The sequence below is a fragment of the Collimonas arenae genome, from assembly GCF_000786695.1.
Taxonomy (GTDB): Bacteria; Pseudomonadota; Gammaproteobacteria; order Burkholderiales; family Burkholderiaceae_D; genus Collimonas; species Collimonas arenae_A.
This window is the reverse complement of the sequence record NZ_CP009962.1, coordinates 3,819,425-3,832,705: the sequence shown is the minus strand read 5'-3', so window position 1 is coordinate 3,832,705 and position 13,281 is coordinate 3,819,425. Positions and strand designations below refer to the sequence as shown.

General features: G+C 50.6%; 12 protein-coding genes and 1 pseudogene. 7 read left to right on the top strand and 6 right to left on the bottom strand.

Going from position 1 to position 13,281, the window contains the following annotated elements:
• Window positions 1-94 precede the first annotated feature (94 nt).
• Together LT85_RS16790 and LT85_RS16775 are read left to right on the top strand one after the other, a co-directional pair.
• Complete coding sequence (locus LT85_RS16790) at window positions 95-556, top strand: DUF4189 domain-containing protein (RefSeq protein ID WP_081992468.1); 462 nt, start codon at window positions 95-97, stop codon at window positions 554-556.
• Window positions 557-1,455: 899 nt separating this feature from the next.
• Window positions 1,456-1,923 (top strand): hypothetical protein, encoded by a 468-nt coding sequence (locus tag LT85_RS16775; protein ID WP_156117564.1) that lies wholly within the window; start codon window positions 1,456-1,458, stop codon window positions 1,921-1,923.
• 151 nt (window positions 1,924-2,074) lie between these two features.
• On the opposite strand, the gene LT85_RS16770 is transcribed toward LT85_RS16775, so the two are convergent.
• Together LT85_RS16770 and LT85_RS16765 are read right to left on the bottom strand one after the other, a co-directional pair.
• The gene (locus tag LT85_RS16770; RefSeq protein WP_367379810.1) at window positions 2,075-3,445 is read right to left on the bottom strand and encodes a contractile injection system protein, VgrG/Pvc8 family; all 1,371 of its coding nucleotides are present in this window, start codon (window positions 3,443-3,445) and stop codon (window positions 2,075-2,077) included.
• A 29-nt stretch (window positions 3,446-3,474) separates the two neighbouring features.
• Window positions 3,475-3,843: pseudogene (locus LT85_RS16765) on the bottom strand (GPO family capsid scaffolding protein); the annotation flags it as partial.
• A 298-nt stretch (window positions 3,844-4,141) separates the two neighbouring features.
• Between LT85_RS16765 and LT85_RS16760 the strand changes: the two are divergent.
• Window positions 4,142-4,882: a hypothetical protein gene (locus LT85_RS16760; protein WP_156117562.1), complete on the top strand. Its 741-nt coding sequence runs from the start codon at window positions 4,142-4,144 to the stop codon at window positions 4,880-4,882.
• Between the two features lie 332 nt (window positions 4,883-5,214).
• Here LT85_RS16760 and LT85_RS16755 read toward each other — a convergent pair whose 3' ends face one another.
• The 3 genes from LT85_RS16755 to LT85_RS16745 all read right to left on the bottom strand — a co-directional run bounded on the left by LT85_RS16755 (window position 5,215) and on the right by LT85_RS16745 (window position 8,993).
• Window positions 5,215-6,999, bottom strand: coding sequence for a hypothetical protein (locus LT85_RS16755; protein WP_156117561.1), 1,785 nt, complete (start codon window positions 6,997-6,999; stop codon window positions 5,215-5,217).
• A 486-nt stretch (window positions 7,000-7,485) separates the two neighbouring features.
• On the bottom strand, window positions 7,486-8,490 hold the full coding sequence (locus tag LT85_RS16750; protein WP_052135272.1) for a hypothetical protein: 1,005 nt from the start codon (window positions 8,488-8,490) through the stop codon (window positions 7,486-7,488).
• Between the two features lie 98 nt (window positions 8,491-8,588).
• Window positions 8,589-8,993 (bottom strand): phage tail protein, encoded by a 405-nt coding sequence (locus tag LT85_RS16745; RefSeq protein WP_052135271.1) that lies wholly within the window; start codon window positions 8,991-8,993, stop codon window positions 8,589-8,591.
• Between the two features lie 718 nt (window positions 8,994-9,711).
• Here LT85_RS16745 and queE point away from each other — a divergent pair.
• Genes queE through ldcA form a run of 4 tightly spaced genes read left to right on the top strand, consistent with a single transcriptional unit; the run spans window position 9,712 to window position 12,289 of the window.
• A complete protein-coding gene (gene queE, locus LT85_RS16740; protein ID WP_038496576.1) occupies window positions 9,712-10,347 on the top strand; it encodes a 7-carboxy-7-deazaguanine synthase in 636 nt (211 codons plus the stop codon).
• 45 nt (window positions 10,348-10,392) lie between these two features.
• Complete coding sequence (queD, locus tag LT85_RS16735; protein ID WP_038490933.1) at window positions 10,393-10,842, top strand: 6-carboxytetrahydropterin synthase QueD; 450 nt, start codon at window positions 10,393-10,395, stop codon at window positions 10,840-10,842.
• A 47-nt stretch (window positions 10,843-10,889) separates the two neighbouring features.
• Entirely contained in the window at window positions 10,890-11,357 is a 468-nt protein-coding gene (gene tadA / locus LT85_RS16730) for a tRNA adenosine(34) deaminase TadA (protein ID WP_038490930.1), read from the top strand.
• Complete coding sequence (gene ldcA / locus LT85_RS16725; protein WP_038490927.1) at window positions 11,354-12,289, top strand: muramoyltetrapeptide carboxypeptidase; 936 nt, start codon at window positions 11,354-11,356, stop codon at window positions 12,287-12,289. Before tadA ends, ldcA begins: the two co-directional genes overlap by 4 nt.
• 56 nt (window positions 12,290-12,345) lie before the next feature.
• Here the strand turns inward: ldcA and LT85_RS16720 are convergent, their stop codons facing one another.
• Window positions 12,346-13,212, bottom strand: a complete 867-nt coding sequence (locus tag LT85_RS16720) for a LysR family transcriptional regulator (protein ID WP_038490924.1) — start codon at window positions 13,210-13,212, stop codon at window positions 12,346-12,348.
• Between the last annotated feature and the right edge of the window lie 69 nt (window positions 13,213-13,281).

Genomic DNA, 13,281 nt, shown 5'->3' with positions numbered 1-13,281 from the left:
GAGTGGATGAAATTCTGCACTACATTTTGAACCCCATCGGTATGTCAGGGGTGACAGCACGACTCCTCCTTTTCAACCTTTAGATCTTATCCCGATGAAATCCTTCTTGTTGATCAGCTTTCTTTGTCTGAGTTTGAACGTCCATGCGGAAGGCTTTTGTCCGCTGGAGTACTACCACATTGGGGGAGGTATTGTGGATGGCTGCGCACCCATGCCAACTCACAACCCGCCCTGGGTTCGCGCGGAGATTCAGTGGGGAGCGATTGCGACCGATGACACGAAGGGCATCTTTGGCGCCGCTACCAATATGTCCAAGCCGGATCAGGCCTGGCAAGCGGCAATGACCGATTGCCAAGCGAAAGGCGGTTTGCAGTGCAATGTTAAGATTAATTACCACAATCAATGTGCAGCAATGATTGTCGGTGACAATAAGCATTTTTCCTTTGGCCTTACGGTAGAGGCAGCAACTCGCGCTGGAATGAAGGCATGCAGTACTAGCGATACGAATTGTCATGCTGAATACGTCGCCTGCAGCCCACCGAAGCTGATTCAGTGAAAAAAATCCAGGTCAGATCTTTCAATGACAGATGAAATCTCTCGCGCTTGAACCGGCGCTCTCAACATGTTGTTTCCCCAATGTTTCGTTGCAAGATCTGACCCCGGATCTATTCGAAAAAATGTTTGATTATTGGCTTTAAATATCCGAGCAATATGAAATTACACATCGTCTACACGGAAACCGCTGTTCTGCTTTCCAAAAAAAGCTACATATCCTGGAAGGAAATCCAGAATGATTTCTCCGAATACAAAGCGTCTCTCGGTCCTTGGTCAATCGAAGAGGTCACACTCTACTTGGACGACGAATATCCGAATATCGCAGAATCTGCAGCAACCCAAATTTCCGCGTTTTTGATATCCTCTGACCAAGTTACAGGCGTTAAATTTGACAATTGATTTTGCTGTGGCGTTGACGGCATGCTCGCAACGGCGAGAGGTACCCCACAAATTCGCCCCGCCTTAGAAGTGTGGACAATTCAACCGCGAAGGAAAAATATCCTGGTAGCGTCACTATTTGCCTTGGCACTCGCCATCGTCGCTGGTTTATGTTCGTCCTTGTTAGGTTTTAATAGAGGAATGGGTGTTTTGTTTCTTCTCTTTCTTGCAACCGGAATTGCGTGTTGGAGCATTTCTATAAATGCATGGACGCTGTTTATGACTTGTGCGACCTTTGGGCTGCCCTTTGTGATTATGGCGAGCATGGTCGGACTTGTAGTAGGTTCGTTTTTTAGGAAAGATTAAATCCCCCTGCTCTTGGAGCAGTCGCCTATGAGATGGCTAATGCTGAATGTCTCCTTTGGGGGAAGATCGACAGGCTGGTTTGGGTCGATAACCAACGGTCTTCAACCGGCCAGTCGACTGAATGCGATATCAAAGCAGTGACACGCATCCAATACATTGTTTGTCCCTGAAATAAGAAAGGAAATATATGTTAAGGCTCGGCGGACTTCTTGTGATATTCATCCCATTTATAATTTTTTTTATTGCCTATCAATAGCCTTGGCTCTCAAGTATGGCAGTCAGATAATTGGTTCCCGCGCCATGTCGGGACGACTGCCGAAAGAATTAGGGGTGCTTTGGTCGAAATCGTTTTGTGCAGGTTTAGTTGCTCTGATCGCCGGTCAAATTGCAGCAATACTCTTCTTTGCACGTCTCAAGATGCTGGTGGGCGAAGTAACGATGGGTGTAATTTATTTCTTTTTAATGACGGTTCTAAGCTTTCGAGTACTCTATCCGAAGGATTATAGTTTTTCAAACAGAATAGAGATGGTCGTAAAATCTATAATACTCAGCTTGCTTTCAATTTTTTTGGCATGCGCTGCTTCTTACGCAATTTATGACTTGCTATTCTTTTTTATTGTTTAATAACTAGATTGTGCCTCGAGATTGATAAGCTGCGCTGTCATGTGACATGACTTCTTTTGAGAAAGCTGACTGACCGGGCTGAGTCGTTCGCAGCCGGTCATATTGAACACGACGCGTCAGTGCGAGTCTGAACTTATATGCGTCATCGCGTTTAGCTGAACCGGCCATCGTTATTCTCTTTAATAATGTCCCGCCGCGCCACAATGTGCTCCCATTCTCCCTGGGCTGCGCGTCTGGCAGTCTGTTTGCTGGCATAAACGTGTTGCAGTGTTTTCGGATTGGCGGTGGCACCGGCCAATGGCTTAACATGCTTGCCGGTACCTGTCAGCGGTGCTATTTCCTGACCAGATTTTTTCGTGACAGCGTTACGCCATTTGGCGATCACCCCGGTAATGCCCGGATCCGGATCTACCTCATCTTCGCGCTCGACTTCTGCTTCTTCTGTGCGCGTTTCCAGCTCGATGCGGGTGGTAAAGCCGGCGTCACCGATGCTATGCGTCACCTTGGATGCCAGCCAATCCATGCTATCGATTGCGGCTTTGAATCCCATCACCGTTACCGGCGACTGCGGCATCAATGCCGGAATGCCGAGTGCCAGCGATAGTTCAAAACTGGATGTGCCGCGCTGGATACGGCCCCATTCTGCAAGCGCCGCGGTGCGGGCGTCGGCTTCGTCGGCATAGGTGGTGCGTAGTCGCTTGCTGTTGCCTGGCAATCCTGCCACGACACTTCGGCGCATGCTGTGCTTTTCGTCATACCAGAACACGCGCACGCCGCTGTAGCTGTCACGCTCGGCGCTGTGGAAGCGGTGATTGTCGCCTAGCTGGCGTGTGATCTGGATCACCGGCAAATCTTGTCCGGAGGCGGTCTTGCTGCGGCCCGCTGGCACAAAGATCAAGGTGTCGTTTTTGACGGTGGCGGCCGCATCGTATTTTTTGCCAAGACGGCGCAGGAAGGCGGCGTCGCTCTCGCGGGTCTGGTCGATGTGTTTTACAGGGATATTGCGCAGCGCATCGGAGACGCCGGCCATGAGCTGTTGCTTGAATGCGATCAGCTCGATGATGGCGCCCAGGGTGGTGTTGCTGTAACTGTCCTCGCGTACCTCACGGAAGGTATCAATCAGGCTTGCCGTGCGGGCGCGTAAGGTCAGCACATCCGGCGCACCGCTGTGCTCGATCTCATCCACGGTAAAGATGCCTTTGTCGACCAGGCCGGAATCGGCCCAGCCGATCTGCACATTGATTCTGGCACCCTTCGGCGGTATGGCGAGTTGACCGTCCGTATCGGACAAGGTGATGTTCAGTTCCCTGGCCGCGTTCAGGGCGTCACGCTGGATATAGATCACCGCGCCAAGGGCGGTGTCATTGACGTCCTTGATGATGTTGGCGACGTTGCCCTGGGCGCGCAGCACCAGGACACATAAAGTTAGAGCGATACCGGCCTGGCCGAGCGAAGGGTGACCGTGACCGAGTAGGATCTCCAGGGCGCAGGTACCGGTGGCCACGATCAGCAGCCATGCGATGAGGGAGATGTGAATCCGGTAGTTGGCTCTGCCGCGCCGGTATCGGAAAACTTTGGATTGATCTCGATACTGGTGTAGATCTTTTGGCGCGCCTTGTTCATGGCCACCAGTTCGGGCGTGGGTGAGATCTGCGCGAACAACGCCAACTTCTTGGCGCCGCCCAGCTCGACTTCCTCGGCCTTCAGAGCAGTCACATCGCCATAGGCTTTAAACGGGCTGTCCGGCAGTGTTCCCCGGATGTGTTCCATCCAAATGCGGGCGCCATAGAGATCAGGATTAAAGCTGGCCGCCATTTGTTCAATGAAGGCTCGGTCGATGACGCGGCCGTCGGTAGTCGATCCTTCCAGGGCGACACGGAAGAACTTCGATTTCTGTGCTGCAGGTTTGGTTGTTGGCATGGTGTCGGTAATTGGGTAAAGAGTTCGAGTACCGCCATGGTCAAGGTTGATGCGCGTGGAAACAATCGGCAGCGGGTTGATAAGGTTGTTACTGACTATCCCGATGAGGAAATGCAAACGTAATCGGTTGCGTCATCGTGACGCAAAATGATGCAATTTTTTTGGAATGTACTTACCGCAAATTCTGCTTACGGGAGAGGGCTAAAAATTGAGGTGATCATGGTAAGATTTTCTGAAAATTCTTGGGAAATCGCTGGTTTCTCCACTATTTCCGATGCCTTCTCATAGAGGCCGAATCGTGGCATTTCAAATACGCTTACCAACAACATTTAATCCGATGTCATTAACTATGCGGCAAGATGATAATGCTTGCGGGCAACTTTCTTTGGCAATGGCGCGAGCTGCGCACAATTGGGCCGAGAATGATACAGAACTGGCCGAATTCGTTGCACGTGAATTCGACCTCCATCAACTCGTCTTTTACCACGGTCATCAATCCAATCTTGAATCTATTGCCGAATCTCTGACTGAACTACACGTGTTGAAAAATGTAGTGGGCAGTAACTGCTATTTCACGTTCGCATATGAGATGACCGAGGTTGCCAAAGTGGCTGTTTCGCATCGAGAGGAAGGTCCAGACTTTCAGCATATGCTGCACTATTTTTGCTATCACTTTTCCGATTACGGTGCAGATTATTATGGCCTGAATTTTCATATCGATACACCCTTCTGCCCACAACGCGGCATGGGAGACGTGATTGATGCTCTGGCAGAGCTTGGGTATGCGCGCAGGTTGGGAGTGGGTTCGGTCGTTCAGGTTGAAAATCCCAGCTTGTCGAGTGGCTGGGCCGATAGTGTAATGATCGTGCAAAACCCAGATCCCGAAGGCTTTTCGTTTAGCGCCTCTAGGAGGCCGGAAAGGATGCAGTTCCTGGAGGGTATGGGCAAGCCGTGCTTCATCTGGACCGAGCGAATGCAGGCCATAACTGCGGATGGAATGGTTTGGGATGAGCTTGAAGGTTTCGGTGATCGTATCTAAAAGGCCCACAGTGATGTGGGCTTTTTTTGTTCCGCAATAGGCGTCTCCTTTCGATGGAGCGAACTGGAGCGCAGTCATCCCCCCTCCACGCCTGCCCGCTAAATGGGGCGCTTTTGACTCAAATTTTTTAAACTGCCGCACATAGGGAAAATGATGCTTGGGAAGCGGCTTTTTTATGCAAAAAAGTGACGCATTTTGACGCAGTTGTGGACTGAACCCTTGCGACTGGAGCAGTCACAAGGGAGCGGTCTCGCTGGGGGCCTGACAACGTACTCGCTGCCGCTGATGCGTTACACGCGCTCCGTGAAGGGCTCGGCTAATGACTTATAACGCTATGCATTGTCATCGAGCTCATCTCTCGGGATGGGCCATTCCTTGTCAAGCATCTCCAAGTAGTTGTCATTATTAACCTTTCTATGTTCAATTTGATTTTTCCCGAGCTTGTAGGGCCGCATCTCGTGATTGTGCGATCTAAGCTTGTCATAATGCCGTGTTACAGGGTCCTTGCTGTCATGACGAGCTAGCTCTTGCTTCATTGTGTTAGTAAAGTACTGCTTGGCCTCCGGGCTCAGACCCGGTTCACCCGGTTCCATGCGCCGTACAATCACACCAATCGCGCTTTTATAATTAGTCTTAGCTTCTTCGCTAATATCAGCCGAAATTATTCCGTCTTTCATTTTTCCGGCATTCTCTAGAATCATTTCGAATAACTTGTCGGTGGCATCGGCATCCGTCATTTCCGATAATTCTTTTCCAGTGTCGGTAGTGTATTTATTCGGCAGATCTCTCAATAGTTCATTCAGTGGTCGGTGTGCGTTCGATTTGTCGTCAAGCTTAATTTGAACGGCTGCTAGAATACCTTCTGTTGTCAGAAACTCTGAATTGCGTAGGCTGTAGAAATTTCCCTTACTATTTGCACCCGTAGCCATGTCCACCCCGCTCGTTCTCACAGCATCTAACTGTGGTCTTGCTTCGACGCGACTAATTCCTATCTGACCTAGACTTAAATATTCACTTAGACTGTGTACGTTCGTTCTCGAAAGTATCTGGGCATCCTCATTAACCCCAGACTGATGACCTAAATAGGTTGTGCTTTTATATCGATCGGTCAGCGCGAATAAGGCCGCTCTTTGCTGGTTGCGGTCAAGCCCTTCTTTTTGCATATCGTTAAAGAAGTGCACCTTAACACCTTTCCCTTCACCGTATTTTTCCCAATTTTGTTGCTCCAGTTCGTTAAATTTACTGCCTACAATGCTGATATCAAGCTTATCCGTCCCCTCGATTGCATCTTGTGCGTCATAAATGCCGTCTATTAAACTTTGCATGTGAGCATCGTCCGGTGTTGTATGACGATACTCTCGAGGGTCCCATTTTTTCTGAGGTGCTCGCTTGTTTATATTGATAACGATGAGCTTAGATTCTGGTTTCCGATTTTTCTCGGAAACGTCGGCGGAGAGCGATTTGTTCGCAAGGTAAGTTTTTACAGGGTCCTTTGCAATCTCGCTCTTAAACATGGCGTGTACTTTTTCGCGTACCTCAGGATTTGACATGATATTGTCGTACTCCTGGTAATGCTTTTTTACTCTCTGTTCGCCCTCCGGGTTTTTTTTATAATTATTTATATCTTTTTGGAGGCCGAAAATATAATCACGACCTTCTTCTAATTTGCCGTTTAGTGAGGATATATGTTGTTTTATAACATCAATATTGCGATTGAATGCTTCTTGTTCTGATCCCGGCGGGGGGTTATCAGAATATTCAAATACCGTGAGAGGGCGATCTTTCTGGTCAAGGAAGGCGGTATATTTATAGGCGTTCATATCTCCCCTTGCACTGTGAGGGAAATGAACTAAAGGCCTTTCGGATTTGTTGAGCTCCTTCTTGAATGCTTCAATATTTTCCTTGGAACTACGGAACGTGTCCACCCAGCCCGAACCCGCACGAAGGTTTTGCTGAAAACTTGCTCTCCCCGCATTAGGACGAGTTGCATGACCGGGAGTGTTATTGGGTAATTGCGCTGCCGCTGCCGGTCCCGCTGGCAAAGATGCCGCAGTTGAATGCGTCGTAAATGTAGGTGTGATAGTTGGAGAGTGAGGTGTAGTAGGGCCAATTGGCATGCTGACTCCAGAGAGGTATTGATTTAGAACTCGATCGGAAAATTTCCAAAGGTGTTCGTGAGTAACCTGGGAGATAGTCAAGTTCCATTAGGCGGGAGGAGATCGCGTTCTCTCTGAACTCAACAGGAGTGCTACGAATCTGTTGTCGGAAATTGTGAGAGGTTGAGTTGGCACGGGTTGCAACTATTTTCCGAATTGGCCATGTTAGCTACCTAGATTTCTTGATATGGTATTTTTCGTGGTATTTGCGGTGGCGATGATCGTAAAAGCTAATTAAACGTTGGGCATGCGGGATCAATTGATAATTGAGTGGGAATGATTAGACGTCTAGCACTGGCAAGTATACAGAAGTAGGAAATGCCTGAAAGCTCGCGTAAATGCGGGCTTTTTTGCTTTTTCGTTCTGCATTGGCAAGCAGGTTTATGTGTACCCTATATGTGTCATCGGTCCTAGGCAACACAGGGTAAATGACTTGTATTGAGCAGATTACGATCCGTTTGCGATAGCTTCGCTGTCGGAGTCGACAGGTTGTTTCAGCCATGGCGCAGACAAGCTCCAAAAAATAATCCTAGCGCCCAAATAATTCCGTCCGAAGGCTTCAAATTCTTCACGAGTAAATGGTTTTTTTGTTTCGGTATTAATATAAGTTAGCGTTGGTTCTTGCACGGCCATTGCAATCAAACTGATCTTGTCTTTGTAGCGATGAAAGAACGGATACGCATTTTTCATCTGCGCCTTTTTATTCGGAACAATGTCAGGTCCACCCAATCCGATATCGTGTTTAGCTGCATATTCAAATATGCGTCCCATATAGTTACGATCATTATTCCATTCACAGGGCCAGAAATTGACATACTGCACAACATGAGATTTTTTAAATGCTTGCCTTGCAACAGCGATATTTTTCATCTCAGCATCGAAATATTTATCGCAGCTGAAACCGGTCTTGTCGCGTTTCATGTCAATGTCGATCGCCGTTTCCGGCAAATTGACGCCGTAGACCTTGCCATCGAATTTTTTAGCTAATGCCTGCAATAATGCTTGATAGCGTGCCTGCACTGCAGGATTCCATTGCTGCGCCACCCATCCACTACCGACAGGTTTATTTTCACCTGGATTGTCGTCTTGCCGCGTTATGCCGCCGTTGTAGACTGAATCTTGCATTAAGTAGCTTGGAACGTTCTTTGCGTCAGGTAAGAAAAATCTGTCCTGTATTTGAATAAATAGTTTTTTTTGCAGGTTGTTGACGAACGCTAAATCTTTTTCAATCTGCGCAAAATCATATTGCCCCTTTGCTGGTTCAAGATCTTTCCAGTTATAGACAATTTGTATTCCACCAATATCAGGGCGGCTTAATTGCGGCTGGATCTTGGACAAATCATCGGAACTGGAATATAAGAAATTTTTCGGACCTGAAATTGATCTTACTTCGGCTCCCGCATTCGCCACTACACTCAAACAAAGCAGATAAAAAACGGTAAATTTATTCATTAATTTTCTTCCAAAAAAAAGTATCGCATTTCAGTCGAACAATTACAGGTGGAGAAGTTCCCACTTCCCACTGCGGTTGTGCTGTCGAACGCTGGGCGTTATGGACGACTTATATCCCTGATTGAGTAGAATTTATCGAAATATAATAGAGGAGGTTGCACAGTTGGGGCGTTCAGCGCCAGCGTAATCGCTAGGTCCATGGTTTCATAATTATTAAAATCGACCTCGAATCCGATGCTGGTTTTACGCTGCTCAGGGTTGCCCAACAGCCCGACCTGATGAACCGCCACCCAGGCTAAGAGCGGAGCCATGATGGCATCGGGATCGCCGCTATAGCCAGTAATGATTGCGTTCAGTTTGTACTGATAGAGAAACGATAGCGATCCGGTCCCGGTGGCAACCACGTTGTCTTCGTCGGCAAAGACCAGCAGCTTATCGGGATTTCGTTGCAAGTCAGGTTTAGCCGCGATTAAATGCTCTCTAAGGCTTTTCGGCTTGTACATGCTCTGCTTCCTGGCAATCGACCACGCTATTCACCTTGCTACGCGGCCTCTGTGCGCTCCATGGCAAGATTCAAACTGCCGTTATACTTAAGTATCTAGTTGAGCCGATAAGTCCAGTCCAGAGAAAGAGTTTGTTCTTGTTTTTTGCGAATTCCAGCCTGTTGTTCAGATTCATTTGAAGATTATTTTTTCATTGAGATCGGAGTAATGCTTGGCGGGTCGCATGTGTGCGTCCATGTTCAGTAGTTCCATTATTGCAAGTATTTGTAGTCTTAGGCAACACATCCTCAAGATTGCTTGCATTTTGTCGGTTTTGCCGTGGTTTCTGCGCTATCCAATGCTGATAACCGCCTCTATCTGTATAATCTCGCTCTTCGTTCAAAATGAACATCGCGCCGGCGTCAGCGGTTCGCGTTTGCATTTATACTGGCCTGATGGGGCAGTCGACGTCTTCGGCGGCCGTTATCCAAGGTGGCCCAGGATATATTATCCAGATGACCGCTGATGGATGAGCAGGTATTCGTTTCGCATACTTTGCCATCGATCAAACCAAGTGTTTCGCAAAAATTCTTCGTTTACGCGCTTCTCATGTCTTTGCAAAGACATGTAGTCAAGGGATGGCGGACTGGTTACCTTTATAGAGGTAGTGAAGCGAGCGGATTATCTTGGAGCGGTCGCGCTATGCCGCCTAATGGCAAATAGAAAGTACGAGTACAAAGTGACTTACAGCATCAAGGAAATTTTCTACACACTGCAAGGCGAAGGCACCCATGCCGGCCGCCCTGCGGTGTTTTGCCGTTTCAGCGGCTGCAATTTGTGGAGCGGGCGCGAAGAAGATCGTAGTACGGCGGTCTGTCAGTTTTGCGATACCGATTTTGTCGGCACCGACGGTGAGGGCGGTGGCAAGTTCAAGACGAGCGAGTTGCTCGCCGATACCATCAATGCGCTTTGGCCGACGACTTACACCGGTAGCAAGTTCGTGGTGTTCACCGGCGGCGAGCCTTTGCTGCAACTGGACACAGCGCTGGTTGAAAGCATGCACGCGGCGGGTTTTGAAATCGCCATCGAAACCAATGGCACGCTGGAGCCGCCGGCGGGCATCGACTGGATTTGCGTCAGCCCGAAAATGGGTTCGGTGCTGAAGCTGCGCAAGGGTAATGAGTTGAAAGTGGTGATCCCGCAGATCGGCCAATCACTGGCGGCATATGAATCGCTTGATTTCGACCATTTCTATGTACAAGCCATGGATGGCCCGCAACAGGCGCACAATATCCAGTTGGCGATTGAGACCTGCAAGCGCAATCCTAAATGGAAATTGAGCTTGCAAACACACAAGCTGCTGCAGATTCCCTGATCCGGCCCGATAGCTGATAACCGATTTTACCGAGAACCACCACCTATGCTCACTATTACCCGCAAACTTGAATTCGATGCCGGACACCGGATTCCCGATCACAAGAGCCAGTGCCGCAATCTGCACGGCCATCGCTACACCCTGGAAATCACGTTGGTGGGCGCCGTCATCGAAGTTGAGGGCAGCTCCGACAACGGCATGATCATGGATTTCTCCGACATCAAGACGCTCGCCAAGCAGCATCTGGTGGATGTCTGGGACCATGCTTTCCTGGTCTACGAAAAAGACACAGCGGTACGTGATTTCCTGGCCACGCTGCCTGATCACAAGACCGTCATTATCGACCGCATCCCGACTGTCGAAAATCTGGCACGCACCGCTTTCGATATTCTCAAAGCAGCTTACAAGGATCATTTCGGCACCGGCCTGCATCTGCAAAAACTGGTGCTGCATGAGACGCCTAATTGCTGGGCAGAGATTTCCGAAGATCGTTGATCCGCCGATCGCTGTTTTTTCGACTCAAGTTTATCTGTTGACTACCTATGCGTGACGCAATTTACATGCAGCAAGCCATTTCCCAGGCGCGCAATGCCTGGGCCTTGGGCGAAGTACCCGTGGGCGCGCTGGTAGTGAAGGACGGGCAGATTATCGCCACCGGCTTCAACCAGCCGATCGGTAATCACGATCCGACCGCACACGCAGAAATCATGGCCCTGCGCGCTGCCGCGACCATTCTCGGCAATTACCGCTTGCCCGGTTGCGAAATGTACGTGACGCTGGAGCCGTGTGCGATGTGCGCCGGCGCCATGTTGCATGCACGCCTGGCGCGTGTGGTGTATGGCGCCAGCGATCACAAGACTGGCGCTTGCGGCTCTGTACTCAATCTTTTCGAGCAGGAAAAATTGAATCATCACACCGAGCTGACTGCCGGTGTGCTGGCGGAGGAATGTGGCACACTACTCAAAGAATTTTTCGCCGAACGGCGACAAGCCCAGCAAAAACAATCATGACCGAAAATACCCAAGTGCAGAAGCCCGGATCCATTGGCGTGGCGGTTGTCGCCCCAGGCGGTTACGCCAACGACGAGCCGTCTTTGGCGCGCGGCATCCTGGCGCTGCAGCAGCAAGGCTGTGTGGTGTATGACTATTACGATCCGGCGGCAAAATTTCAGCGCTTTGGCGGCACCGACGCGGCGCGGGTAGAGCAGATCTATGCAGCGATCGACAACCCGCACGTGCAAATCGTGCTGGTATTGCGTGGCAGCTACGGCATGTCGCGCCTGTTGCCGTTGTTGGATTTCCGCCGTCTGGCCGCCAGCAAGAAAATCTTCGTCGGCCATAGCGACGTTACCGCGCTTCATTTGGCGTTATTTGCGCAGACCGGCGCTACCAGCCTGGCGGGGCCGATGCTATGCAGCGATTTCGGCGCCGTCGAGTTGAGCGAGTTTACGATGTCGCACTTCTGGCAATCCGTACGCCAGCCCGAGTCGACGGTGGCGGTGGCCACTGCCGGCAATCCGACGCTGCGCGTTAGCGGTACCCTGTGGGGCGGCAATTTGGCGATGCTGACCCATCTGGTCGGCACTTCCTATTTACCGCAGATCGAAGACGGCATCCTGTTCCTGGAAGATATCGGCGAGCATCCTTACCGTATCGAGCGGATGATGCTGCAACTGCAATATGCCGGCATCTTGGGGCGGCAACAGGCGATTGTGCTGGGCGATTTTTCCAATTACCGCCTCGCGGAACATGACAATGGCTATGACTTCGATGCCATGCTGGCTTATCTGCGCGCTAACATTGCGGTGCCGATCCTGACCGGCCTGCCATTCGGCCATATTCGCGACAAGGTAACGTTGCCGGTTGGCGTGCAAGCGTTGCTGGAGTCGGATGCGAACGGATTCCAGCTCACTACTCAAAACATGCTGCTGTTGGCTTCTTGAGTACGATCTTGCCCGGCCACTTAATTGATCCTTGATTGATTTCGTGGTCGATGCGGTCACAGTGCCACGGCGTTTTGCAGCCATTCCTGAAATACCTGCATGGCCTGCGTCACTTGTTTCGATTTGAGTTTCGTCAGCCAGTAGTTACCGCTGGTAATTTCAATCTCGAACGGGCGTATCAGGCGACCGTGTTGTAGCTCGCGTGTGAACATGCGGACTGGCAGCAGCGCAACGCCAGCGCCTTGCGCCGCGGCTTCCGCCATCGTCAGCGAAGAATCGAATACGCTCCCCCTCAATACCGGACAAGCCAGGCCGGCGGCGGCAAACCAGATGGCCCATTCATCGCTACGATAGGAACGCAGCAGCATCTGGCTGCCTAGGTCGGCCGGTTCGCGCAAATAAGCGCCCATTGCCGGAGTGCACATCGGCGACAGTGGCGCAGAGAGCAACGCCTCGGCATCGGTACCGTGCCAGGCGCCATCGCCAAAGCGAATCGCGTAATCCAGGCCTTCGCCGGCAATATCGACCCGGTTGTTATTGGTGAACAAGCGGAAATCGACAAATGGATGGGCTTGCTGGAACTCCCGCAAGTGCGGCAGCAGCCAGCCGACCGCGAAAGTCCCGACCGCGCCCACTGTCAGCACTTCACGCGAGCGGTTGCGGCTGTCGTGGAATTGCTCCATCACCGTGCCAATGCGACCGAAGGATTCGGCCAGCACCGGCAGCAGGGCGATACCCTCGGCGGTGAGCGCCAGCCCGCGCGGCAAGCGGCGGAAAAGCTGGATGCCCATCCGCTCTTCCAGGTTTTTCACCTGCTGACTGATAGCGGCCTGGGTCACATTCAATTCAGCGGCAGCGCGAGTGAAGCTCAGAAAGCGAGCCGATACTTCAAACGCGCGCAATGCATTCAGGGGAAGGTGCATGCGATTTTCCTATTTGACCTAATTTTTCTTATGCCTTTTGCTGGATATTGTAGCTTGAGCGGTTTGCAA